The organism is Serratia sp. EWG9, assembly GCF_019913725.1.
Taxonomy (GTDB): Bacteria; Pseudomonadota; Gammaproteobacteria; order Enterobacterales; family Enterobacteriaceae; genus Serratia; species Serratia ureilytica.
Window position 1 is genome coordinate 592566 of the sequence record NZ_JADNRO010000001.1, and the last position, 24968, is coordinate 617533.

Here is a 24968-nt window from a genome sequence, read left to right on the forward strand (position 1 = left end):
ATCTTATTTTTACCTAATCAGAAGTCCCCTTTTTGCTCGTCTTTTCGCCAGGAGAAGTCGGTTATGTCAGCAGCCAATAAACCCAAAATCACCCTCTGGGAGTTCTTCCAGAGCCTGGGCAAAACATTCATGTTGCCCGTCGCCTTGCTCTCTTTCTGCGGCATCATGCTGGGGATCGGCAGCTCGCTGAGCAGCCGCGACGTGATCACCCTGATGCCGTTTATCGGCCATCCGATCTTCCAGCTGATCTTCACCTGGATGAGCAAGATAGGCTCCTTCGCCTTCAGCTTCCTGCCGGTGATGTTCGCCATCGCCATTCCGCTGGGCATGGCGCGCGACAACAAGGGCGTCGCCGCCTTCTCCGGCTTCGTCGGCTTCGCCGTGCTGAATCTGGCCACCAACTTCTACCTGACCGCCGCCGGCGTGCTGCCCACCAGCGATCCGCTGGTGCTGAAGGCCAACAACATCCAAAACATTCTCGGCATTCAGTCGATCGACACCGGCATCCTCGGCGCAGTGATCGTCGGCATCATCGTGTATCTGCTGCATGAACGTTTCCACACCATCCGGCTGCCGGATGCGCTGGCCTTCTTCGGCGGCACCCGTTTCGTGCCGATTGTCACCACCGTGACGCTGGGCCTGTGCGGCCTGCTCATCCCCCTGATCTGGCCATGGTTCGCCGCCGGCATCAACGGCCTGGGGCGCATGATCAATGGCGCCGGCATTTTCGGGCCGATGATTTTCGGCACCGGCGAACGCCTGCTGTTGCCGTTCGGGCTGCATCACATACTGGTGGCGCTGATCCGCTTTACCGAGGCGGGCGGTACGATGGAGGTGTGCGGCCACAGCGTCAGCGGCGCCCTGACCATCTTCCAGGCGCAGCTCTCCTGCCCGACCACCACCGGCTTCGCCGAGAGCGCCACCCGCTTCCTGTCACAGGGTAAAATGCCGGCGTTCCTCGGCGGCCTGCCGGGCGCGGCGCTGGCGATGTACCACTGCGCCAAGCCTGAGAATCGTCACAAAATCAAAGGGCTGTTGATTTCCGGCGTGGTGGCCTGCGTGGTCGGCGGCACCACCGAACCGATCGAATTTTTGTTCCTGTTCGTCGCGCCGTTCCTGTATCTGATCCACGCGCTGCTCACCGGGTTGGGCTTTACCGTGATGGCGCTGCTGGGCGTGACCATCGGCAACACCGACGGCAACATCATCGACTTCGTGGTGTTCGGCATTCTGCACGGCACCGCCACCAAGTGGTATCTGGTGCCGGTGGTGGCCGCCGTCTGGTTCGTCGGCTATTACGCCATTTTCCGCTTCGCCATCCGGCGCTTTAACATCAAAACGCCGGGCCGTGAGAGCGACAGCGCCGTCAGCCAAAGCGCGCCGAGCGGCGCGGTGGGCAAATCCGGCTACAATGTGCCGGCGATTTTGGCGGCGCTCGGCGGCCCGGACAACATCATTACGCTGGACAACTGCATCACCCGCCTGCGCCTGTCGGTCAACGACATGAGCCAGGTGGACGACGCGGCGCTGAAGGCCAACCGCGCCATCGGCGTGGTGCATCTCAACGATCATAATCTGCAGGTAGTGATCGGCCCGCAGGTGCAATCGGTGAAGGATGAATTAGACTCACTGATAGCCACGGCGCCCCCTGCCGCGGCGCTGCAGGGAGCCACCCATGTTTGATTTCTCCACCCCGATCGACCGCCACGGCACCTGGTGCACCCAGTGGGATTACATCGCCGATCGCTTCGGCAACGCCGACCTGCTGCCGTTCACCATCTCCGATATGGATTTCGCCACCGCGCCGTGCATTCTCGAGGCGCTGCAACAACGCCTGCAGCACGGCGTGCTGGGCTACAGCCGTTGGCAGCATGAGGATTTTCTCGGCGCGCTGCGCCACTGGTATCAGCAACGTTTCAACACCGCTATCGATACCGCAACGGCGGTGTACGGCCCTTCCGTTATCTACATGGCGGCGCAGCTGATCCGCCAATGGTCCGTGCCGGGCGACTACGTGGTGACCCATACCCCGGCCTACGACGCCTTCTATAAGGTGATCCTCGCCAACCAGCGCCAGCTGCTGGCCTGCCCGCTGCACAAGGCCGCAGATGACTGGCGCTGCGACATGGCGCACCTCGAAGCGTTGCTGGCGCGGCCGCAGACCAAGATCCTGCTGCTGTGCAGCCCGCATAATCCCACTGGCAAAGTGTGGCGCCACGAAGAGCTGCAGCAGATGGCCGAACTGTGCGAACGCCACGACGTGAGGGTGATCAGCGATGAAATCCACATGGACATGGTCTGGGGCGAACACCGCCATACGCCCTGGAGCCAGGTGGCGACCGGCCCCTGGGCCTTACTGACCTCCGGCTCCAAGAGTTTTAACATTCCGGCGTTAACCGGCGCCTACGGCTTTATCAGCGACGACGCCAGCCGCGAAGCCTATTTCCAGCAGCTCAAAGCCCGCGATGGCCTCTCCTCGCCGGCAGTGCTGGCGGTGGCGGCGCACGTAGCCGCCTATCGGCGCGGTGAACCCTGGCTGGACGCCCTGCGCGACTATCTGCAGGATAACCTGACCTACGTCGCCGAACGGCTGGCGGAGGCGTTTCCCGCGCTGGGCTGGCGCCCGCCGCAGGCCACCTATCTGGCTTGGATCGATCTGCGGCCGCTGGCCGTGGACGATCGGGCGCTGCAGCAGGTGCTTATCGAGCGTGAAAAGGTGGCGATCATGCCGGGCTTTACCTACGGCGAAGAAGGCCGCGGGTTCCTGCGCCTCAACGTCGGCTGCCCGCGCAGCAAGCTGGAAGCCGGCATGGACAAGCTGATCGCCGGGTTGAAGTTTGTGCTGGACGAGCAATAACGCGAGGGGGCGAGCCTCTGCCCGCCCATCGGTTACGCCTGAACAGACGGGATTTCCTCCAGATGACGATAGACCATCAATCCCCATTCGTTAGCCAACCGCACGTCGTTATCGGCCCCCGCAGACGCCCCTTCGATGCGATACACCGCCTGACACTGCGCAATCAGTCGGTGAGCCACCGGGTAAAGAAACGCCTCGCTGACCGCATCGCCAACCTGAGTGGAACCGGCCGCGGACGCCAAAGGCAGCGCCAGCCATTCGCCGATCACCGGCACGTGCCCCCGCTGGTAGACCGCCAGCGCCGCCTGTTCGAGGCGCGTCAGATTGGCGGCGATACGCTGCGGATCGCCATCGGTGCCGCTGCGATAAGGGCCGGCGATCAAGATTTGTTGGGCTTTCATCGTTGTTCCTCCAACGTCCGATTCAAGGCGACAAACTGCAGCAGCATGATGGTTTTGGCGTCAACGATCGTACCCTGACGAACCGCCTGCAGGGCCTGTGCCAGCGGCAGCTCGATCACCTCCAAATATTCCCCCTCCGCCGCCAGCCCGCCGCCCTCGTTGACGCGATCGCCCGCCTGATATTCACCGACGAAAAAGTGCAGCTTTTCGGTGACCGAACCAGGGCTCATGTACGCCTCAAACACTTTCTCCACGTTCTGCACGAAGTAGCCGGTTTCCTCTTCAACTTCGGCGCGGATGCGCGCCTCCGGCGACGCGTCGTCCAACAGCCCGGCGGCGGCCTCAATCAGCATGCCGTCATGACCGTTGACGAACACCGGAAAGCGGAACTGGCGTGTCAGGATCACCGTCTGCGCCTGCCGGTTGAACAGCAAAATCACCGCGCCGTCACCGCGATCGTAAGTCTCACGGCTTTGCCGCCGCCAGACGCCATCGCGCCGCAGAAAATCAAAGGTGGTTTTTTTCAGCAGGTACCAGTCATCGGACAACACCCGGGTTTCGACAATACGAACCCTGTCTTTGGTGGCTATCATCGGTTTACTCCGCCAGAGGAAGGAAATGGATACTATCGTGCAGTTTCGTGTATGATCAAGATATTTCGTGCATAGGAAATTTGAGAGGAAATGGCCATGTTGACCAGCCAACGCAAGAAGATCATTTTGGAAAAACTGGCCCAGGAGGGTCAGGTCTTGGCCAAACAGCTCAGCGAGATGTTCGGGCTGTCGGAAGATACGATCCGGCGCGATCTGCGTGAACTGGACGCCGAGGGGGTGCTGCAACGGGTGCATGGCGGCGCCCTGCCGGTTTCTTCCGCCATCGCCAGCTTCGCCGAACGCAATCAGTTGGAATCCGGCGCCAAACGCGCGATCGCCAAAGCGGCGGCGGCGCTGATCGCCCCCGGCCAGGTGGTGATCATCGACGGCGGCACCACCTCCGCAGAGCTGGTCAGGCAACTGCCGGCCAACCTCAACGCCACCATCGTCACCCACAGCCCCAGCGTCGCCGTGGGCTTGGTCGATCACCCCACGGTCGAGGTGATCCTGATCGGCGGCCGACTGTATAAGCATTCGATCGTCAGCGTCGGCGCCGCCGCCGTAGAAGCGATATCGCATATCCGCGCCGATATCTATTTTATGGGCGTGACCGGCGTGCACCCCACTGCGGGGCTGAGCACCGGCGATCTGGAAGAAGCCTACATCAAGCGCGCGCTGGCGGCCCGTGCGGCGGAAACCGTGGTGCTGGCTTCCGCCGCCAAGCTTAACGCCGCCTCGCAGTATGCGATCGGCGATATTACGCTGGCGCACACCATCATCGTTGAGCGGGCTACCGATGACGCGCTGATCGCGCCGTTGCAGCAGGCGGGCGTCAGCGTGTTGAAAGCCTGATTCACGACGAAAATGCGATACACCTCGCATTATTTGTGATGTAAGTCACTTTTTTATGCAACGCGATGGCAAGTTTCATCCATTTGTTTTTATACTGTTCTGCACTTTACCTACGATAATTAGCGAGTGCCCAGCATGATCGATCCCCGCCTACCGCTTACCGATATTCACCGCCATCTCGACGGCAACATCCGCGCGCAGACCATTCTCGACCTCGGCCGCCAGTTCAATCTCGCCCTGCCGGCCAACGATTTGGAGAGCCTGCGCCCGCACGTGCAGATCACCCATGCCGAACCGGATCTGGTCAGCTTCCTGCAGAAACTGGACTGGGGCGTGGCGGTGCTGGGCGATCTGGACGCCTGCCGCCGGGTGGCATACGAAAACGTCGAGGACGCCGCCAACGCCGGCCTGCATTATGCCGAACTGCGTTTCTCCCCTTACTACATGGCGATGAAGCATCAACTGCCGGTCGCCGGCGTGGTGGAAGCGGTGATCGACGGGATCCGTTCGGGCTGCCGCGATCGTGATATCGACATTCGCCTGATCGGCATCATGAGCCGCACCTTCGGCGAGGCCGCCTGTCTGCAGGAACTGGAAGGATTGCTGGCGCACCGCGACGGCATTACCGCGCTGGATTTGGCGGGCGATGAGCTGGGCTTCCCCGGCAGCCTGTTCCTCAGCCACTTCAACCGCGCCCGCGACGCCGGCCTGCGCATCACCGTGCACGCGGGCGAAGCCGCCGGCCCGGAAAGCATCTGGCAGGCGATCCGCGAGCTGGGCGCCGAACGTATCGGCCACGGGGTGAAAGCGGTCGAAGACCCGGCGCTGATGGACTTCCTGGCGGAACACGGCATCGGCATCGAATCCTGCCTGACCTCCAACATCCAGACCAGCACCGTGCCGTCGCTGGCGCAGCATCCGCTGGCCACCTTCCTGCGCCACGGCGTGCTGGCGTCGATCAACACCGACGATCCGGCGGTTCAGGGCATCGAGATCGAGCATGAATACCGCGTCGCCGCGCCGCAGGCCGGGCTGACGCCGGAAGAAATCCGCACCGCGCAGGAAAACGGCCTGAAGCTGGCCTTCCTCAGCGAGCAGGAAAAACAGGCGCTGCGCGCCAAAGTTCAGGGCTAAATCCCCCCAGGCGCCAAACGGCGCCTTCTTCTCATCCCTCTCCCCGCCGTCTTCTTCCGACTGCTCGTCTTTATCGCTGTGTTACCCCATGACTCTGCCGCAAAAGAGGAATTTCGCATGTCTGACAAAACACGCCGCATCGTGCTGACCGGCGGCCCCGGCTCGGGCAAAAGCACGCTCATCGACGTTCTTCATCGCCGCGGCTTTCCGCACTCGCAGGAGGCCGGCCGGGCGATTATTCAGGATCAGGTGAGTATCGGCGGCCATGCGCTGCCGTGGGGCGATCGCCAGGCCTTCGCCGAGCGGATGCTCGATTGGGAACTGCGCTCATGGCGCGAAGCAACGGGGGAAACATGCTGGTTCTTCGATCGCGGCCTGCCGGATATCGCCGGTTACCTCACGCTGTGCGGGTTGCCGATCCCCGCGCATTTGACGGCGGCGATCGGCGTCTTTCGCTATGCCGAAAGGGTGTTCATCGCCCCGCCGTGGCAAGCGATCTACGCGCAGGACAGCGAAAGAAAACAGTCTTTCACCGAAGCCGAGCAAACCTATCGGGCGATGGTGGCCGTCTATCGCCGCTATGGCTATCGGCTGCAAGAGCTGCCGCGCGCCTCACCCGATGAGCGCGCCGACTTTCTGCTCGACGCGCTGGGCCGCCGTTAGCGGCCTGCGGCCTATTTGGCCGCCAGCGCCTCCGCCTCGGCCCGCTGTTTAGCGGTTTTACGCGCATAGCGCTGCGCCAGCACCGCGCACACCATCAGCTGAACCTGGTGGAAAATCATCAGCGGCAGCACCATCGCGCCCACCGCCGCGGCCGGGAACAGCACGTTGGCCATCGGGATGCCGTTCGCCAGGCTCTTTTTCGAACCGCAGAAGACGATGGTAATTTCATCGGCGGTGTTAAAGCCCAGCCAGCGCGCCGCGTAGGTGTTGATCACCAGCACCACCGTCAGCAGCACCAGCGACATCACCAGGATGGTCAGCAGCGACCAGCCGTCGATGCGATGCCAAATCCCTTCCACCACCGCCGCGCTGAACGCGGTATACACCACCAGCAGGATCGACGAACGGTCGGTCAGATTGATCAATTTGCGATGGCGATCGATCCACTTGCCGATCAATGGCCGCGCCAGGTGACCGATCACGAACGGCACCATCAATTGCAAAATGATTGAACCGATGGCGTGCAGCACGTCGGTATTACCGCCCTGAGTATGCATCAATGCCCCCACCAGCAGCGGCGACAGGAACACGCCGAGAATGCTCGACGCCGAGGCGCTGCAGATCGCCGCCGCCACGTTACCGCCCGCCGCCGACGTAAAGGCGATGGCCGACTGCACCGTGGCCGGCAGCGCGCACAGATAGAGGAAGCCGAGATAGACCGTCGGCGTCATGATGCCCGGCACCAACAGGTTCATCGCCAGCCCGAGCAGCGGGAACAGCGCAAAGGTGCTGAGGAACACCAGCAGATGCAGCTTCCAGTGACTCATGCCGGCGATGATCGCCTCGCGCGACAGCTTGGCGCCGTGCATAAAGAACAGCAGCGCGATGGCGGCGGTGGTCAGGTGTTCAAAGAAGGTTTTCCAGATGCCTTCGCAGGGGAACAGCGAGGCGACGATCACCACCAAAATCAGAACCAGCAAAAATTTATCAATGCGCAAACGCTGCAACCAGGACATGAAACGGATTTCCTTGCACGTAGAGTCGTAAAAAGGCCCGACGTTGCGCCGGGCCACAGAAAAGTGGGCGGGATCAGACCACCGGCAGCGCCTGCTGCAGCCGGGCCGATTCCAGCCCCAGTTCGATCAATGCCATCACCGCGATGGCGTCGGCGGCCGGCACCGGATTTTCGCCTATGCCGGCAATCGCGTCGCGCACCGCCGCGTAATAAGCCGGGTAGTTGCCGGGAATATTGAGCAGCGGCTGTTCCGCCAGCAGGTCGCCGCGTGACAGCGTCACCACACCCTCGCGCATGTCATAGCCCCAGTCGGCCTGCGGCAAGCGTTCGCCGGCCTTCAGCCGGTCTTCCTGCGGATCCAGGCCGTATTTGACATAGCTGCCGCGGGTGCCGTGCACCACATAGCGCGGGCTCTCCGCCGCCGCCAGCATGCTGGCGTGCAGCACCACACGGCGATCGCCATAGTTCAGCAGCGCGTGGAAATAGTCCACCGCCTGCGCCCCCGGCCGCAGCTCACCCAGATCGACAAACAGCCGCTCGGGTTTGCCGAAGAGTTGCAGCGCCTGATCGAGCAGATGCGGCCCCAAATCGAACCAGATGCCGCTGCCGACGCCGCCCTGTTCGCGCCAGCGCTGACGCACCTGTGGCCGGTAACGATCGAAGTGCGACTCGAAGTACACCACCTCGCCCAGCGAACCGTCGTTCAGCAGCGCTTTGAGGGTCAGGAAATCGCTGTCCCAGCGACGGTTGTGGAACACCGACAACAGCAAACCGCTCTGCTGCGCCTGTTGCTGCAGCGCCTGAGCTTGTGACAATGTCACGGTAAACGGTTTGTCCACGACCACGTGCTTGCCGGCGGCCAGCGCCTGTTGCGCCAGCGGGAAATGGGTATCGTTAGGGGTAGGAATCACGATCAGATCGAGGGCCGGATCGGCGAACAGCGCCTGTGCATCGCCCACCACCGTCATCGACGGCCAGTCCGCGCGCACTTTGCCGGCATCGCTGCTGGAAACGGCGGCCAGCTCCAGCCCGGGCGTACCGGCGATCAGCGGCGCATGAAAGGTTTTGCCGGCATAGCCGTAACCGACCAGCCCGACACGAATTTTCTCAGCCATGGGATTTCCTCTTGCAGGCTCACGACACACCCTTTCGATTTGACACCATGCGGACGGCTGGAACAAGAAGTAAATGAGATGTTAATTCGAAGCGGGGTCGGCACGGCGCCGGAGTAGCCAAACGTGCGGCCCGAGCCCGCGACGCCGAGCTATCCGCTTGATAGGGATGACGAAGCCTATATTACCCGCTAAGCTATGCCGCCTGTGATCCCCGTTTCAATCAGGAAGCCGTTTTATGTCTCAAGCTGAATACTCTCGTATCGGCGGTTGGTTGCTGGCCCCGCTGGCCTATCTGATCGTCACCCTGCTCAGCGCCAGCCTGATGCTGCTCCTGTACGCCATGGCGATCTTCATGCCCGAGTCGCGCGACTATCTGTTGACCAACGCCCAGGCGTTTACCCTGCAATGGTACTTTTCGGTGTTGACCACGCTTTTGATGTGGGGCTTCACCCTGTGGCTGGTATTTCTGTTTTGCCAGCGGTCGCAGCGCTTCCCTAAACTGTTCTTGTTATGGCTGCTGATCACGGTGATCCTGGCGGTGAAAGCCTTCGCCTTCGCGCCGGTGCCGGATGAAGTGGCGGTGCGCAGCCTCGGCTGGCCGCTGCTGATGGCGGCGCTGCTGGTGCCTTACATCAAGCGTTCGCAGCGGGTCAGAGGGACCTTTACCGAACGTTAAAGGCGATTGCAGCACGTTTTATTGGGTGATTTGTGTAAATTTCCACCAAAAAAGGCAATACCCCTGCGATTCATATGTTGTCGTCCGGCCGCCGATTCCCGATAATAGGCGGCTTTTATTTTTTTAGGCATCGCAATGACCGAATACCTGCTCCTGTTTGTCGGCACCGTACTGGTGAACAACTTCGTTCTGGTGAAGTTTCTTGGCCTGTGCCCGTTCCTCGGCGTTTCCAAGAAGCTGGAAAGCGCCATCGGCATGGGAATGGCCACCACCTTCGTCATGACGCTGGCCTCCGTCAGCGCCTGGGTGATCAACACCTTTATTCTGGTTCCGCTGGACCTGGTGTACCTGCGCACGCTCTCCTTCATTCTGGTGATCGCCGTGGTGGTGCAGTTCACCGAGATGGTGGTGCGCAAAACCAGCCCGGCGCTCTACCGCCTGCTGGGCATCTTCCTGCCGCTGATCACCACCAACTGTGCGGTGCTGGGCGTGGCGTTGCTTAACGTCAACCTCGGCTATAACTTCCTGCAGTCCGCCGTTTACGGTTTCAGCGCCGCCGCCGGTTTCTCGCTGGTGATGGTGCTGTTCGCCGCCATTCGCGAACGTCTGGCGGTGGCCGACGTGCCGGCGCCGTTCCGCGGCTCCTCGATCGCACTGATCACCGCCGGGCTGATGTCGCTGGCCTTTATGGGCTTTACCGGGCTGGTGAAATTCTAATGACTGCGTTGTGGATAGCTATCGCGGCTTTGAGCGCGCTCGGGCTGCTGTTCGGACTGGTGCTGGGCTACGCCGCGCGCCGTTTTGAGGTGGAAGAGGATCCGGTCGCCGAGCAGGTCGACGCGATCTTGCCGCAGAGCCAGTGCGGCCAGTGCGGCTACCCCGGCTGTCGCCCCTATGCCGAGGCGGTGGCCAACGGCGAGATGATCAATAAATGCGCGCCGGGCGGCGAACAGGTGATGCTGAAACTGGCGGAGCTGCTCAACGTGGAGCCGCAGCCGCTGGGCAGCGAAGCCGCCGCCGAGCCGGAGCGTAAAGTGGCCTATATCGACGAGGCCAACTGCATCGGCTGCACCAAGTGCATTCAGGCTTGCCCGGTTGACGCCATCGTCGGCGCCACCCGCGCCATGCATACCGTCATTACCGACCTCTGTACCGGCTGCGATCTGTGCGTCGCCCCTTGCCCTACCGACTGTATTGAAATGAGACCGGTCGCCACCACCACCGCCAACTGGAAGTGGGACATGAAGACGATCCCGGTGCAAGTGATCCACGTGGAGCAACATGCTTAATCTGTTCGCCGCCTTTAAAAAAGACCGGATCTGGGATTTCGACGGCGGGATCCATCCACCGGAAATGAAGACTCAGTCGAGCGGCGCGCCGCTGCGTGTCGCCCCTCTGCCCAAGACCTTTATCATTCCGCTGCAGCAGCATCTGGGGCCGGAAGGCGAACTGTGCGTCAACGCCGGCGATCGGGTGTTGAAAGGCCAGCCGCTGACCGTCGGCCGCGGGCGCACCGTGCCGGTGCACGCCCCGACCTCGGGCACCGTTAGCGCCATCACGCCGCACATCACCGCTCACCCTTCCGGGCTGTCGGAGCTGTGCGTGATTATCGAGGCAGACGGCGAAGACCGCTGGTGCGAGCGCGAGCCGGTGGCGGATTACCGCCAATCGCCCGCCGCGGAGCTGATTCAACGTATTCATCAGGCCGGCATCGCCGGTCTGGGCGGCGCCGGTTTCCCGACCGCCAGTAAACTGCAAGGCGGCATGAGCGGCGTGGAAACGCTGATCCTCAACGCCGCCGAGTGCGAGCCTTACATCACCGCCGACGATCGCCTGATGCAGGAACATGCCGATCAGATCGTTGAAGGCACGCAGATCCTGCAACACATTCTGCAGCCCAAGGTCACACTGATCGGCATTGAAGACAACAAGCCGGAGGCGATCGCGGCGCTGAAACAGGCGTTGCGCGGCCAGACCGGCATTGCCCTGCGTGTCATCCCCACCAAATACCCGTCCGGCGGCGCCAAGCAGCTGACCAAGATTTTGACCGGCAAGGAAGTGCCGCACGGCAAGCACTCCTCCGCTATCGGCGTGCTGATGCAAAACGTCGGCACCGCCTTCGCCATCAAGCGGGCGATCGTCGACGGCGAACCGTTGATTGAGCGCGTGGTGACCCTGACCGGCGAGGCGGTCGAGCGCCCTGGCAACCTGTGGGCGCGCATCGGCACGCCGGTGCAGCACCTGCTTGATTTCGTCGGTTTCCGTCCGCAGGCGCAGCAGATGGTGGTGATGGGCGGCCCGCTGATGGGCTTTACCCTGCCCGCGCTGAACGTGCCGATCGTCAAGATCAGCAACTGCATTCTGGCGCCGACGGTGGATGAAATGACGCCGCAGGAACCCGAGCAATCCTGCATCCGCTGCGGCCTGTGCGTGGACGCTTGCCCTGCCGGGCTGTTGCCGCAACAGCTGTACTGGTTCAGCCGCGGGCAGGAGCACGACAAGGCGCGCAACCACAACCTGTTCGATTGCATCGAATGCGGCGCCTGCGCGTTCGTCTGCCCCAGCAACATTCCGCTGGTGCAGTACTACCGGCAGGAAAAGGCCGAAATCAAGGCTATCGATTTGGAAGCGGCGCGCACCGCCGAGGCCAAGGCGCGTTACGAGGCCAAGCTGGCGCGTCTGGAGCGCGAGAAACTGGCGCGCGAAGAGCGGCACAAAAAGGCCGCCGTCAAACTGACCGACGACGATCAGGGGGCGGTACAGGCCGCACTGGCGCGCGTACGCAGCAAGAATGCCGAAGCGGCGGTTACGCCGGTCGACGGCCAGCAGCCGGACAACAGCGAGATGATCGCCGCCCGCGAAGCGCGTAAAGCGCAGGCGCGTGAACGGCGCGCCCAGTTGGCGGCCGAAGCGGAACAAGTCTCGCCGGCAACCTCAGGCGACGACGCGCGTAAGGCCGCCGTGGCCGCGGCGCTGGCCCGCGTGAAGGCGCGCAAAGAGGCACCGGCCGCAGACATCACCGCCCCTGCCGCGACAGAGGACGATCCGCGTAAAGCGGCAGTCGCCGCCGCCCTGGCGCGCGTGAAGGCCAAGAAAGCGGCGCAGCAGGCGGACGCTCCCGCTGAGACAGAACCGGCTCCGGCTACCGCCGAAGAAGATCCGCGCAAAGCGGCGGTCGCGGCGGCCCTGGCTCGCGTGAAGGCCAAGAAAGCGGCGCAGCAGGCGGACGCTCCGGCTGAGACAGAACCGGCTCCAGCTGCCGCCGAAGAAGATCCGCGCAAGGCGGCGGTTGCGGCGGCTATCGCCCGCGCCAAAGCCAAAAAAGCCGCCAGAGAATCGCTGGCGGCGGAAACGGAAGACAAATGATGACGGCGGCGCCTGGCCTACGCCGGGCGCCGTTTAATCGATAGAGATCAGATAGGTGTAGTCCACTTCAATCTGACGCAGTTTGGACTCCGGGTTCCACTCTTTGGTTTGAATGATCTCCATTTCCATACTGCCGCGCACCTTATCCTTCAGCCCCGGCATCACATGCGACACCAGATAACCGAAAAACTGCAGACACTCCTTCGCCGTGCCCTTATGGTTGATGGAGATAAACTCGCGGCTCGGCAGATGGATGGTGTCTATCTGATGATTGGAAAGAATGTCCTTTTTATGTTCAGGATCGACCGCCATCACCAGCGTGGACGACAGCTCGTCGCCTTCCCCGGCCTGCGGGCAATAAATGCTGTAAATTCGCCGGCAGTCGACGTGCAACCCCTTGAAGAAGTCATTGAAAATCTCGTCCTTCATCGCCATGCAGGACGCGTACTCCAGCTCTTGTTCGGAGGCGAAATCCAGCCGGCGCGAGAAGCCAACCAGCTGCATCTCGGGCAGCGTCAGCCGCTTCACTTCCGGATAATATCCCGCGCCGTAGCTGGCTTCGAAGTTAAAGCGCGGCATCAGGTTTTTCACGTCCCAGTGCTCCATCGAGCGGTAGCGATTGGGCGTGGTGCCGAAGCGCTGCTTGAACATGCGAGTAAAGGTCTGCTGCGAGTCGAAGCCCAGCTCATCGGAGATGTCGATGATGGAGCGACGGGTGATGCGCAGCGCCACCGCGGCGCGCGTCAGGATGCGCGAACGGATATAGGTGGCGAGTTGAATGCCGGTAATTCGCTTGAATTTACGCTGCAGATGCCACTTGGAATAGCCCGAAATACGCGCAACTTCATCCAGGTTTGGCCGTTTCTCCAGATGTATCTCCACCCACTCAATTAGCTCTTCAATAAAAAAAATGTCTTCATTTGTCATTATTATGGATTCACTGACTCAATAATGTTCGCGATAGTAACCTACACGTATTATGTGAAAGTTGTTATTTTGTGCGGAAATCTGGACAAAAATGATATTTCATTCATACGGTTACCCCATTTCTCAGGGGCGATGGCGGCACAAGTTCCACAGACAATTCCTCACGTTAGCCCATTTTCCGGCCAAAAAAAAATCAAATCGCGCCACGCCGATCTCAACGGGTGCGAAAAGCCGAATACCCCTATCATTAAGGCGTATTACCCTCGCATCGAATCAGGTAGAATGCTCGGCTATTATTTTTGCCGCGCCCGCAATTCGGCGCATCGAAACTGCCGCAGGCGCGGCGCAGAAGGTATCGTTACTCTATGAAGTTCAGGCCGGTATCACCCACAGCCGCCAAAGGCTTACACATCGCCAGCTCGCCGTTCACCCACAACCAGCAAAGCACCAGCCGCATTATGCTGTGGGTGATGTTGGCCTGCATTCCCGGCATCGCAGCACAGATTTGGTTCTTCGGTTATGGCGTGCTGATTCAGGTGGCGCTGGCGGCGATCGTCGCGCTGGCCGCAGAAGGCGCGATCCTCAGGCTGCGCAAGCTGCCGGTGCGCAGCCGGCTGGCGGACAACTCCGCCCTGCTGACCGCGCTGCTGCTCGGCATCAGCCTGCCGCCGCTGGCCCCGTGGTGGATGATCGTCATCGGCACCTTCTTCGCCATCGTCATCGCCAAACAGCTGTACGGCGGCCTTGGGCAGAACCCGTTCAATCCGGCGATGGTCGGTTACGTGGTGCTGCTGATCTCCTTCCCGGTGCAGATGACCAGCTGGTTGCCGCCGGATGAGCTGCGCGCCACCGCGCTGTCGTTCCACGACACGCTGCTGGCCATTTTCAGCGGCCATACCGCTCAGGGCGCGACGCTGCACGAATTGCAGATGGGCGTTGACGGCATCAGCCAGGCTACACCGCTCGACGGCTTCAAAACCGGTTTGCGCAGCGGCCACAGCGTTGAACAAGTGTTGCAGCAGCCGCTGTTCGGCGGCGCGCTGGCGGGCATCGGCTGGCAGTGGGTCAACCTCGGCTTTCTGGCCGGCGGCCTGTTTATGCTGGCGCGCCGCCTGATCCACTGGCAGATACCCTTTAGCATGTTGGCCGCTATCGCCTTCTGCTCCGGTCTGGCCTGGTGGCTCGATCCGGCGCATCAGGCTTCGCCGCTGATCCACCTGTTCTCCGGCGCCAGCATGCTGGGCGCGTTCTTTATCGCCACCGACCCGGTCAGCGCCTCCACCACGCCGAAGGGCCGTTTAATCTACGGTGCGCTGATCGGCGTGCTGGTCTGGCTGATCCGCGTTTATGGCGGCTACCCTGACGGCGTGGCCTTTGCTGTGCTGCTCGCCAACATCACCGTCCCGTTAATCGACCACTACACGCAGCCGCGCGTGTACGGCCATCGCTAAGGAGCCGCCATGCTGAATTCCATGAGAAAGCACGGCACCACGCTGGCGGTGTTTGCGGCGGTCACCACCGGCCTCACCGCCGTGGTCTACGCCCTGACGAAAACCACCATCGCGCATCAGGCGGCGCTGCAGCAAAAAGCCCTGCTCGATCAGGTGGTGCCGCCGGAAAATTACGACAACGTCATGCAGAACGAATGCTTCCTGGTCAGCGATCCGGCGCTGGGCGACGGCGCGCCACACCGTTTATACCTGGCGCGCAAAAACGGGCAACCGACCGCCGCCGCGCTGGAAACCACCGCGCCGGACGGTTACTCCGGCGCCATCAAGCTGCTGGTCGGTGCCGATTTCAACGGCACGGTACTCGGCACCCGGGTGATTGAACACCATGAAACCCCGGGGCTGGGCGACAAGATCGAACTGCGCATTTCCGACTGGATTTCCTTCTTCAGCGGCAAGAAAATCGAAGGCCCGGACGACAAACGCTGGGCGGTGAAGAAAGATGGCGGCATGTTCGACCAATTCACCGGCGCCACCATCACCCCGCGTGCGGTGGTCAATGCGGTGCGCCGCACTGCGTTGTATATGGAAACGCTGCCGCCTAAACTTGAAAGCTTACCTGCGTGTGGAGCCAGCGAATGAGTGAAGCCAAAGAATTGATCGTCCAGGGGTTGTGGAAGAACAACTCCGCCCTGGTGCAGCTGCTGGGCATGTGCCCGCTGCTGGCGGTGACCTCCACCGTCACCAACGCGCTGGGCCTGGGGCTGGCCACCACGCTGGTGCTGACGCTCACCAACGCCTCCATCTCCGCGGTGCGCCGCTGGGTGCCAAGCGAAGTGCGTATTCCTATCTACGTCATGATCATCGCTGCGGTGGTGAGCATCGTGCAGATGCTGATCAACGCCTATGCCTTCGGTCTGTATCAGTCGCTCGGCATTTTTATTCCGTTGATCGTGACCAACTGCATCGTCGTGGGCCGCGCCGAAGCGGTGGCCGCCAAGAAACCGGTCGGCCTCTCGGCGTTGGACGGCATGGCCATCGGCCTCGGCGCCACCGGCGTCATGGTGACGCTGGGTTCAATGCGCGAGCTGCTGGGCAACGGCACGCTGTTCGACGGCGCCGATCAACTGCTGGGCGGCTGGGCCAAATCGCTGCGCATCGAAGTGGTGCACTTCGACAGCCCGTTCCTGCTGGCCATGCTGCCGCCAGGCGCCTTTATCGGCCTGGGCCTGCTGTTGGCGGTCAAGTATCTGATCGACGAAAGAATGAAGGCGCGCAAAGCCCGCGCCGTGGCGGCGGAACCGCTGCTGGAACAAGGACGTGCTGAGAAGGCCTGATGAACAAGCAGAAGCGACTGGAAATTCTGACCCGGCTGCGCGACAACAATCCGCATCCGACCACCGAGCTGGTGTACACCACGCCATTTGAGCTGCTGATCGCGGTATTGCTGTCTGCGCAGGCCACCGACGTGAGCGTCAACAAGGCGACCGCCAAACTCTATCCGGTCGCCAACACCCCCGCCGCCATGCTGGCGCTGGGGGTTGATGGCGTCAAGGAGTACATCAAGACCATCGGTCTGTTCAACAGCAAGGCCGAAAACGTGATCAAGACCTGCCGCATGCTGCTGGAGCTGCACGGCGGCGAAGTGCCGGAAGATCGCGCCGCGCTGGAGGCGCTGCCGGGCGTTGGCCGCAAAACCGCCAACGTGGTGCTCAACACCGCCTTCGGCTGGGCGACCATCGCCGTGGACACCCATATCTTCCGGGTGTGCAACCGCACCCACTTTGCGCCTGGCAAGAACGTCGATCAGGTGGAGGAGAAACTGTTGAAGGTGGTGCCCGCCGAATTCAAGGTCGATTGCCATCACTGGCTGATCCTGCACGGACGCTACACCTGCATCGCGCGCAAACCGCGCTGCGGCTCCTGCATCATCGAAGACCTGTGCGAATATAAAGAAAAGGTTTATCCGGAATCCTGAGTCCGTTGGGTGCGGCAAACCGCACCCGCCGCGTCCTCTTCCCTCGCCAACGCCGCTTTTTTATCAAAAATGTGATATCGCGCAGCAGTAACCCCGGCGTTATCGCGGTTTTCAGTAAGAAACCCATCACTGCGTTATTTTCAAGCAAAAAATTAGTCGAAAATTGCGGTGAACGTCACGCTTTCGGGATCACAAGGCGTTCACAAATGCCAGCCCCGTTTTCCTAAATTTCTATAATTTTACAAATCGCGCCATATACACAATATTCCAACGGATTAATAACCTCACGTACACTGATGCGCTAAAAATTAGCAATTCAGCAGAATATATCCCTGTTTAAAATTCGTATAGCTTTTAATCAAAACAAAAAATCGATAAACCACTAAAAGCCGAAAGTTAATACTGCATAACATTTGCAACATCGCGGCATAATCCTGCCGGCGTTAAATGTAACCGAATATGACAAACTGCTTGCCACGTTGACAAAGATAGTGAACATTAACCGCCGTCCCCATCCTATAACAACGCAAAAGGATGCCGTTCCGCATCAACTTTTGTACTTTCCCGTCCCCTAAAGACGGGCTGCGAAAAAACAGAGGTACCAGTGTCAACAGCAAACAACCAACACCAGGAGAGCGTGAGCCTTAACGCGTTCAAACAACCGAAAGCATTCTATCTGATCTTCTCGATCGAACTGTGGGAGCGCTTCGGCTATTACGGCCTGCAAGGCATCATGGCGGTTTATCTGGTCAAGATGCTCGGTCTGAGCGAAGCCGACTCCATCACCCTGTTCTCTTCTTTCAGCGCCCTGGTATACGGCTTCGTCGCCATTGGCGGCTGGCTGGGCGACAAGGTGCTGGGCGCCAAACGCGTGATCGTGCTCGGCGCGCTGGTGCTGGCCGCCGGTTACGCCATGGTGGCCTACTCCGGCCACGACATCTTCTGGGTCTACCTGGGCATGGCGACCATCGCCGTGGGCAGCGGCCTGTTCAAGGCTAACCCGTCCTCCCTGCTCTCCACCTGCTATGAGAAAGACGACCCGCGTATCGACGGCGCCTTCACCATGTACTACATGTCGGTGAACATCGGTTCCTTCTTCTCCATGCTGGCTACCCCGTGGCTGGCGGCGAAGTACGGCTGGAGCGTGGCGTTCTCCCTGAGCGTGGTCGGCATGCTGATCACCCTGGTCAACTTTATGATGTGCCACAAGTGGGTGAAGAAAAACGGCTCCAGGCCTGACTTCAAGCCGCTGCATCTGCCGAAACTGCTGATGGTGCTGGTCGGCATCGTGGCGCTGGTCGCCGTGTCCAGCTGGCTGTTGCACAACCAGGTGATCGCGCGCTGGGCGCTGGCCTTCATCTCCGCCGGGATCGTGATCGTGTTCGCCAAGGAAGCCTTCGCCCTGCATGGCGCCGCACGCCGTAAAATGATCGTCGCCTTCCTGCTGATGCTGGAAGCGGTGGTATTCTTCGTGCTGTACAGCCAGATGCCGACGTCGCTGAACTTCTTCGCCATCCACAACGTGGAGCACAGCATCTTCGGCGTCGCCTTCGAGCCGGAGCAGTACCAGGCGCTGAACCCGTTCTGGATCATGCTCGCCAGCCCGATTCTGGCCGCGTTGTATAACAAGATGGGCGATCGCCTGCCGATGCCGCACAAGTTCGCTTTCGGCATGATCCTGTGTTCCTGCGCCTTCCTGGTGCTGCCATGGGGCGCCAGCTTCGCCAACGAACAGGGCATCGTGTCGGTCAACTGGCTGATCCTGAGCTACGCGCTGCAGAGCATCGGCGAGCTGATGATTTCCGGTCTGGGTCTGGCGATGGTGGCGCAGCTGGTGCCGCAGCGTCTGATGGGCTTCATCATGGGTTCCTGGTTCCTGACCACCGCCGCCGCGGCGCTGATCGCCGGTAAAGTCGCCGGTCTGACCGCCGTCCCTAGCGACATCAACGACGCGCACGCTTCACTGGCCATCTACAGCCATGTGTTTATGCAAATCGGCATCGCCACCGCCGTCATCGCCATCCTGATGATGCTGACCGCGCCGAAACTGTACCGCATGACGCTGGACACCAGCGAAGACCTGAATCAGAAAGCGCAGGAAGCCACGGCGGCTCACTGATCGCCTGTGGATTGAGCGTAAATAGAAACGCCGGGGTTAACCCCCGGCGTTTTTTTATGCCCGTAAGAAACGTGTTTACGCTGGCTTGCGCTTGCCGCTCAGGTTGGCCCACATGAATTCGCTCACCAGCGCGCTGTGGAACGCCGCCTGTTGCTTGTCGGCGGCGGCGCTGTGCCCACCCTCGGTATTTTCGTAGAAGTAAGCCTGCTGATACCCCATCGCCTGCATGCGCGCCGCCATTTTGCGCGCGTGGGCCGGGTTGACACGATCGTCGCTGGTGGCGGTATAGAACAGCACCGGCGGATAGGCCGTTTTCGCCTGAATATTGTGGTACGGCGAGAAGGTTTTGATATAGGCCCACTGCTCCGGCTTGCTCGGATCGCCGTATTCCGCGATCCACGACGCGCCGGCGGAGAGTTGGGTATAGCGCTGCATGTCCAACAGCGGCACTTCGCAGACGATGCAGCCGAACAGCTGCGGATACAGCGTCAGCATATTGCCTACCAGCAGGCCGCCATTGCTGCCGCCGCGCGCGCCGAGATGCGGCGCGGAAGTCACCTTGCGCGCGAACAGGTCTTCGGCCACGGCGGCGAAATCCTCATAGGCACGATGACGATTCTGCTTGAGCGCCGCCTGATGCCAGGCCGGACCATATTCACCGCCGCCCCGAATGTTGGCCACCACGTATACCCCGCCGCGCTCCAGCCAGGCCGGCGCCTTGCCGCCCAGATAGCCCGGCAGCAGCGGCACTTCAAACCCGCCGTAGCCGTACAGCAGCGTCGGCGTGCTGCCGTCCAGCTTGAGATCTTTGGCGGCGATCTGGAAATACGGCACGCGGGTGCCGTCCTTGGAGCGCGCGAAATGCTGGCTGACCTGATAGCCGGCGGCGTCAAAGTCCTGCGGCGCCTGTTTCAGCAGCGTCGCTTCCCCGCCGTCGAGGTTGCCCATATACAGCGAGGTCGGCTGCAGGAACCCGCTGACCGTCAGGAAATAGGCGTTGCTCTCGTCGTCGATGCCGCCGGCGGAAAGGGTGCTGATGGCGCCGGGATTGCCCAGCGGGCGACGTTGCCAGCTGCCGCCCTGCGGCGTCAGCACTTCCAGTCGGTTGACCACGTTATCCATGATGCTGAGGATCAGGTGATCGCGCGTGCCGCTGTAGCCGCTCAGCGCCTGCTCCGCCGTCGGGGTAAACAGCGGCTGCAGCTCGCGCTTGCCCGCCAGATAGTCGTCGAAATTGGCCGCCAACAGCGAGCCGGACGGATAGCGCTTGCCGCCCACGTCCCAATCGCTGCTCGGCTTGATCAGCAGCCATTCCCGATGCGTATCCAGCTCGGCGTCGGCGGGGATGTCGATTTTTTTCTGCCGGCCGTCCTGAGTCAGCAAGAAATAGTCGCGGCGGTAGAAGTCCAGGCTGCGGCCGACGAAATCGCGCTCAAAGCCCGGCGTGCGGTCGTGATAGGCGAAGACCGCCATGTCCTCGGGCTGCGCTTCATACAGCGTTTCCGCGGCGCTCAGCTGCGTGCCGCGCCGCCAGCGTTTGGCGATGCGCGCGTAGCCGGACTGGGTCATCGAGCCGGGGCCGAAATCGGTGGCGATGAACAGCGTGTCCCGATCGACCCAGGAAACCCGGCTTTTCGCCACCGGTACGTTAAAACCGTCTTTGACGAAGCGTTTGGCCACCAGATCGAATTCGCGGATTTCGGTGGCGTCACCGCCGTCCGGCGACAGCTGCATCAGGCAATAACGGTATTCCGGCGCCAGCGGCTGCGAGCCCTGATAAACCCAATCTTTGCCCTCCGCCTTGCCCAGCGCATCGATATCCAGCACCGTCTCCCAGGCCGGTTTGGCCTTGCGGTACTCGTCCAGCGTGGTACGCCGCAGCAGGCCACGCGGGTTGGCCTGATCCTGCCAGAAGTTGTAATAGTACTCGCCGCGTTTGCTCACCCACGGGATCTGGGTGTCTTTATTGAGGATATCCAGGACTTCGCGCTCAATGCGCTGAAAGTCTTCGCCCTGGCCGAAACGTGCCACGGTGCGCTGATTTTCCTGCTGCACCCATTGCAGCGCTTTTTTACCCTGCAGCTCTTCCAGCCACAGGAATTCATCGCCGGCGGCCGCGCCGCCCTCCGCCGCCATCGCCAGGCGGATACTGTTGGGTAATGAAGTCATCGCGAATACGGCTCCTGCGGTTTGCGCACTGAGTTTAATAAACTGACGTCGATTGGTGACCGGCAAAATCAAGCTCCTTTTGAGTCGGCTGCAACGCCGCCCCGTCATGGGCGACAGCCTGTGAAATAAGAGTCATTTTCAACAAGGTAGGCGTTTGGCGGCGCGGAGTCAAAGCCCGCGGCCCCCGCGTTGAGTCAGGATTGAGGATAGTGGATCAGATCGTGGATGCGCACCGTGTGTGAACCGGCGTTGCGGTAGGCATGCGGCCGATCGGCCTGAAAGCGCATCGCCTCGCCGGCCGCCAGGCTGTGCCACTCGCCGTCTATCGCCAATTCCAACCGGCCGCTGATCACGATCACATGCTCAATCACGCCCGGCTCATGCGGCGACGATTCGCTGAGCGCGCCCGGCGCGAGATCGATGACGAACATGTCGAAACCCAGCTGGCGATCGTAGGGAAACAGCGGCACCACGCGCATATCGGCGTTGTCCTGATCGTACACCGGCAGTTCGCCGTAGCGGTGCAGCGTCGCCTGCTGCTGCGCGGGCGACGCCTCAAGAAAGGCGGAGAACGCCACGTTGAAACCGGTGGCGATCTTCCACAGCGTCGCCACCGTCGGGCTGGATTCGCCGCGCTCAATCTGCCCGAGCATCGCCTTGCTGACGCCGGTGTATTCCGCCGCCTGCGTCAGGCTCCAGCCGCGCTGCGCGCGCAGCGTGCGAAGGGTGTGCGCCAAATGGCCGGCAAGTTCCTGCATCCTGTTCTCCTCTGCGTATCGCGCTCGATTATACCCGCTTGTGCGCTATAGCGCACGGTGCTATTCTGATTTCTTACCGTGCGTTATAACGCACACTCACCGATTGGAGCTCCTCATGCGCCCAGCCCTCTCCTTGCGCCATCTGACCCTGCCCGCCGTCATGGCCGGCTTTGTCGCCGTTCTGGTCGGCTACACCAGCTCTGCCGCCATCATTTTCCAGGCCGCCGCCGCCGCAGGCGCCACGCCGGCGCAGATCGGCGGCTGGCTGAGCACGCTTGGGATCGCGATGGGCGTCACCTCGCTGGGGCTTTCGCTGTACTATCGCACCCCGATCCTCACCGCGTGGTCGACGCCAGGAGCGGCGCTGCTGGTCACCAGCCTGCCCGGCACGCCGATCAATGAGGCGATCGGGGTGTTCATCTTCGCGTCGGGCCTGATCCTGCTCTGCGGCGTCACCGGGCTGTTCGCCCGCCTGATGGATTATATTCCGCAGGCGATTTCTGCCGCGATGTTGGCGGGGATCCTGCTGCGTTTCGGGCTGGACGCCTTCGCTTCGCTGCAGCTCAATTTCCTCCTCAGCGCCGGTATGGGCCTGGCCTATCTGCTCAGCCGCCGTTACCTGCCGCGCTACGCCATCGTACTGACGCTGGCGATTGGGCTGGCGATCGCCGCGCTACAGGGCGATATCCATCTGGCGCAACAGGCGCCGGCGGTCGCCGTGCCGGAATTTATCGCGCCGCATTTCAGCTGGCCGACGCTGCTCGGCATCGGCGTGCCCTTCTTCGTGGTCACCATGGCTTCACAGAACGCCCCCGGGATCGCTACGCTGCAGGCGGCGGGCTACCGTGTTCCCACCTCACCGCTGATCGCCTGGACGGCGCTGACCGCGCTGCTGCTGGCGCCATTCGGCGGTTTCTCGGTGTGCATCGCCGCCATTACCGCCGCCATTTGCATGGGGCCGGACGTGCATCCCGATCCACAGCGGCGCTATATGGGCGCGGTGGCCGCCGGCGGCTTCTATTTGTTGGCCGGGTTGTTCGGCGGCGCCATCGGCCTGCTGTTCAGCGCGTTGCCGGTCGCCTTGATCCACACCATCGCCGGGCTGGCGCTGCTCGGCACCATCGGCGGCAGCCTGCAACGCGCGCTGCATGATGAAAAACAGCGCGACGCGGCGCTGATCGCCTTCCTCATCACCGCCTCCGGTGTCACGTTGCTCGGCATCGGTTCGGCATTCTGGGGCATTGTCGGCGGCGCCATCGCGCATCTGCTGCTGTCGCTGCCGCGGCGAAAAACCGTGACGTAACGGGCGGTCTACATTGACAAGCGGCGCCGTGGCGCCTTCACTTTCTCTGTCGTCTGAATGTCAATTCACATAATAAGTGACACCGTCACCAAGGAAGCTTATGACCGAGAAAGCCGCGCTGTTAGCCCAGCGCTTGATACGCAATGTCGAACAGGTAGAGATGAAGCATGACCGGCGGCCGCCGCTGTATGACAGCGTCGGCGCTCGTCTCGGCACCGGCACCGCCGCCGACAAGCTGGGCGCCTCCTTCGATTGTGTGGCGCCGGGCATGCGTTCCTGCCCCTATCATTTTCACTACGCTCAGGAGGAAATGTTCATCATTCTGGAAGGCAGCGGAACGCTGCGGGTAGCCGGAGAAATGCTGCCGATCGTCAGCGGAGATGTCATTTTCATTCCGCCTGGCCCGGAATACCCGCACCAGATCATCAACACCTCCGATGCGCCGCTGAAGTATCTGTCCGTCAGCACGCGCGAACAGCCGGAAGTGGTAATGTATCCGGACTCAGGCAAATACCAGGCGATGGCGCGCGGCAATGACGGCGAGCAGGTGCGTTACCTGCAGCGCCCTTCAGCCTCGCTCGATTACTGGCAGGATGAACCCTGAATCGCCGTCCGGCAACGTGAGATCCAGCGCGCGCGCCGCCAGTTCAGCGACGCGAAAATCGATGTCCGCCGCCTGCCCGTCTTCCATGAACCAGGCGGCGGAAAGCCCCGACCAGGCCAGGATCCATTGCAGCAAACGCCGGCGATCCAGCCCGGCCAACCGGCACACCTGTTCCACGCGGCGATGGAAAATGGCCGGATCGGTGGCGACGCCGTAGTTAGGATTGCAGAAGATGTTGGCGTAATCGAAGCCCCGTTCACCGTACAAACGCTTGGGATCGATCGCCAGCCAACCGCGTGCGCCAAAGTCCAGCACATTGTCATGGTGGATATCCCCGTGCAACACGCTTTCTTCTCGCGGGCTGCTCAACAGCTCCGCCGCCGCCGTGGCGCTGAGACGCAGCATGCCGCCGTGCGCCTGGGCCGCCGGCCACAGCGAGCTGAACCACTCCTGCAACGGGATAAGCTCAGGCAACGGCGCCGCCCGCGGCGCATGCAAGGCGGCGATCGCCCGGCACAGGATCTGCGTGGCTTGTTCATCGTCGCCGTCACGCACCAGCTGCGCCAACGACCCTTCGCCCTGCGCGCGCTCCAGCAAAATGCCGTCGTCGTGCCACGCCAGCACCTGCGCGGCGCCTTCTCCACGCCACCAGCACATCAGCTGCCCGCCGAAGCGCTCCTCCTGCTCGCGGGCGATCTTCAGCATGGCCGCCGCGCCCCGATAACGCACCGGCATCAACAGACTGCTGTGGGTTTCGAAGGCTTTGCCGTCCTGCTCCAGCCGCCAGCGCTGCAGGTAAGGCGTAAAAAGCGGGTTCATCGTCTCTGCATCCTTGTTGCCGATCTGCGCCGCACTGTCACATTCGCGTGAGAGACGGCGTATAACATAAAGGGGGATGATTCTCTCAGATATCATCGGCGTGCGGCGCTTTGCCGCGTTTTCTCCAGTATCCTAACCAAGTTTGTCGATTTTATTAACCGGTCTTGCGCG

The 24968-nt window shown here is 61.7% G+C and carries 24 protein-coding genes; 16 read left to right on the forward strand and 8 right to left on the reverse strand.

Annotated elements, in window-relative coordinates:
* The first annotated feature begins 63 nt into the window (after positions 1-63).
* Positions 64-1683 carry a maltose/glucose-specific PTS transporter subunit IIBC gene (gene malX, locus ITX55_RS02750; RefSeq protein ID WP_047026187.1) on the forward strand — a complete coding sequence of 540 codons (1620 nt, stop codon included), beginning with the start codon at positions 64-66 and terminating at the stop codon, positions 1681-1683.
* The gene (locus ITX55_RS02755; RefSeq protein WP_047026188.1) at positions 1676-2857 is read left to right on the forward strand and encodes a MalY/PatB family protein; all 1182 of its coding nucleotides are present in this window, start codon (positions 1676-1678) and stop codon (positions 2855-2857) included. The genes malX and ITX55_RS02755 overlap by 8 nt, the downstream gene beginning before the upstream one ends.
* 32 nt (positions 2858-2889) lie before the next feature.
* Here the strand turns inward: ITX55_RS02755 and ITX55_RS02760 are convergent, their stop codons facing one another.
* Positions 2890-3258 (reverse strand): NUDIX hydrolase, encoded by a 369-nt coding sequence (locus tag ITX55_RS02760; RefSeq protein ID WP_047026189.1) that lies wholly within the window; start codon positions 3256-3258, stop codon positions 2890-2892.
* The gene (locus ITX55_RS02765) at positions 3255-3851 is read right to left on the reverse strand and encodes an NUDIX domain-containing protein (RefSeq protein ID WP_197755957.1); all 597 of its coding nucleotides are present in this window, start codon (positions 3849-3851) and stop codon (positions 3255-3257) included. The genes ITX55_RS02760 and ITX55_RS02765 overlap by 4 nt, the downstream gene beginning before the upstream one ends.
* Before the next feature lie 96 nt (positions 3852-3947).
* Here ITX55_RS02765 and ITX55_RS02770 point away from each other — a divergent pair, with 96 nt between their 5' ends.
* The 3 genes from ITX55_RS02770 to ITX55_RS02780 all read left to right on the forward strand — a co-directional run bounded on the left by ITX55_RS02770 (position 3948) and on the right by ITX55_RS02780 (position 6500).
* Positions 3948-4703 carry a DeoR/GlpR family DNA-binding transcription regulator gene (locus ITX55_RS02770; protein ID WP_197755958.1) on the forward strand — a complete coding sequence of 252 codons (756 nt, stop codon included), beginning with the start codon at positions 3948-3950 and terminating at the stop codon, positions 4701-4703.
* A gap of 135 nt (positions 4704-4838) precedes the next feature.
* Entirely contained in the window at positions 4839-5837 is a 999-nt protein-coding gene (gene add, locus ITX55_RS02775) for an adenosine deaminase (protein WP_016927887.1), read from the forward strand.
* 117 nt (positions 5838-5954) lie between these two features.
* On the forward strand, positions 5955-6500 hold the full coding sequence (locus tag ITX55_RS02780) for an AAA family ATPase (protein ID WP_197755959.1): 546 nt from the start codon (positions 5955-5957) through the stop codon (positions 6498-6500).
* Between the two features lie 11 nt (positions 6501-6511).
* Here ITX55_RS02780 and ITX55_RS02785 read toward each other — a convergent pair whose 3' ends face one another.
* On the reverse strand, positions 6512-7516 hold the full coding sequence (locus tag ITX55_RS02785; RefSeq protein WP_033640474.1) for a bile acid:sodium symporter family protein: 1005 nt from the start codon (positions 7514-7516) through the stop codon (positions 6512-6514).
* Between the two features lie 73 nt (positions 7517-7589).
* Complete coding sequence (locus ITX55_RS02790; RefSeq protein WP_197755960.1) at positions 7590-8630, reverse strand: oxidoreductase; 1041 nt, start codon at positions 8628-8630, stop codon at positions 7590-7592.
* 235 nt (positions 8631-8865) lie between these two features.
* On the opposite strand from ITX55_RS02790, the gene ITX55_RS02795 reads away from it, so the two are divergent.
* From ITX55_RS02795 to rsxC, 4 genes are all read left to right on the forward strand, one after another.
* Positions 8866-9306, forward strand: a complete 441-nt coding sequence (locus ITX55_RS02795; RefSeq protein WP_197751939.1) for a DUF2569 domain-containing protein — start codon at positions 8866-8868, stop codon at positions 9304-9306.
* A 135-nt stretch (positions 9307-9441) separates the two neighbouring features.
* Positions 9442-10023: an electron transport complex subunit RsxA gene (gene rsxA, locus ITX55_RS02800; protein WP_004938443.1), complete on the forward strand. Its 582-nt coding sequence runs from the start codon at positions 9442-9444 to the stop codon at positions 10021-10023.
* Positions 10023-10595 carry an electron transport complex subunit RsxB gene (gene rsxB / locus ITX55_RS02805; RefSeq protein ID WP_004938428.1) on the forward strand — a complete coding sequence of 191 codons (573 nt, stop codon included), beginning with the start codon at positions 10023-10025 and terminating at the stop codon, positions 10593-10595. Before rsxA ends, rsxB begins: the two co-directional genes overlap by 1 nt.
* Positions 10588-12672, forward strand: a complete 2085-nt coding sequence (gene rsxC / locus ITX55_RS02810) for an electron transport complex subunit RsxC (protein ID WP_223084787.1) — start codon at positions 10588-10590, stop codon at positions 12670-12672. The genes rsxB and rsxC overlap by 8 nt, the downstream gene beginning before the upstream one ends.
* 33 nt (positions 12673-12705) lie before the next feature.
* Here rsxC and ITX55_RS02815 read toward each other — a convergent pair whose 3' ends face one another.
* Positions 12706-13599: a helix-turn-helix domain-containing protein gene (locus tag ITX55_RS02815; RefSeq protein WP_033642950.1), complete on the reverse strand. Its 894-nt coding sequence runs from the start codon at positions 13597-13599 to the stop codon at positions 12706-12708.
* A 365-nt stretch (positions 13600-13964) separates the two neighbouring features.
* Between ITX55_RS02815 and rsxD the strand changes: the two genes are divergently transcribed.
* From rsxD to dtpA, 5 genes are all read left to right on the forward strand, one after another.
* On the forward strand, positions 13965-15050 hold the full coding sequence (gene rsxD / locus ITX55_RS02820) for an electron transport complex subunit RsxD (RefSeq protein WP_033652582.1): 1086 nt from the start codon (positions 13965-13967) through the stop codon (positions 15048-15050).
* 9 nt (positions 15051-15059) lie between these two features.
* Positions 15060-15689, forward strand: a complete 630-nt coding sequence (rsxG, locus tag ITX55_RS02825) for an electron transport complex subunit RsxG (protein WP_033652583.1) — start codon at positions 15060-15062, stop codon at positions 15687-15689.
* Complete coding sequence (locus tag ITX55_RS02830) at positions 15686-16384, forward strand: electron transport complex subunit E (protein WP_033642947.1); 699 nt, start codon at positions 15686-15688, stop codon at positions 16382-16384. Before rsxG ends, ITX55_RS02830 begins: the two co-directional genes overlap by 4 nt.
* Positions 16384-17025, forward strand: a complete 642-nt coding sequence (gene nth, locus ITX55_RS02835; protein WP_019455952.1) for an endonuclease III — start codon at positions 16384-16386, stop codon at positions 17023-17025. The genes ITX55_RS02830 and nth overlap by 1 nt, the downstream gene beginning before the upstream one ends.
* Before the next feature lie 604 nt (positions 17026-17629).
* Complete coding sequence (dtpA, locus tag ITX55_RS02840; protein WP_033642946.1) at positions 17630-19144, forward strand: dipeptide/tripeptide permease DtpA; 1515 nt, start codon at positions 17630-17632, stop codon at positions 19142-19144.
* 75 nt (positions 19145-19219) lie between these two features.
* Here dtpA and ITX55_RS02845 read toward each other — a convergent pair whose 3' ends face one another.
* Positions 19220-21313 (reverse strand): prolyl oligopeptidase family protein, encoded by a 2094-nt coding sequence (locus tag ITX55_RS02845; protein WP_223084788.1) that lies wholly within the window; start codon positions 21311-21313, stop codon positions 19220-19222.
* Positions 21314-21507: 194 nt separating this feature from the next.
* Positions 21508-22071 (reverse strand): helix-turn-helix domain-containing protein, encoded by a 564-nt coding sequence (locus ITX55_RS02850; protein ID WP_033642943.1) that lies wholly within the window; start codon positions 22069-22071, stop codon positions 21508-21510.
* A 115-nt stretch (positions 22072-22186) separates the two neighbouring features.
* Between ITX55_RS02850 and ITX55_RS02855 the strand changes: the two genes are divergently transcribed.
* Both ITX55_RS02855 and ITX55_RS02860 read left to right on the forward strand, forming a co-directional pair.
* Positions 22187-23374, forward strand: coding sequence for a benzoate/H(+) symporter BenE family transporter (locus ITX55_RS02855; RefSeq protein ID WP_108680631.1), 1188 nt, complete (start codon positions 22187-22189; stop codon positions 23372-23374).
* 100 nt (positions 23375-23474) lie between these two features.
* Positions 23475-23978, forward strand: coding sequence for a cupin domain-containing protein (locus ITX55_RS02860; protein WP_033652588.1), 504 nt, complete (start codon positions 23475-23477; stop codon positions 23976-23978).
* On the opposite strand, the gene ITX55_RS02865 is transcribed toward ITX55_RS02860, so the two are convergent.
* Complete coding sequence (locus ITX55_RS02865; protein ID WP_033642940.1) at positions 23943-24797, reverse strand: aminoglycoside phosphotransferase family protein; 855 nt, start codon at positions 24795-24797, stop codon at positions 23943-23945. The genes ITX55_RS02860 and ITX55_RS02865 overlap by 36 nt on opposite strands.
* Positions 24798-24968 lie beyond the last annotated feature (171 nt).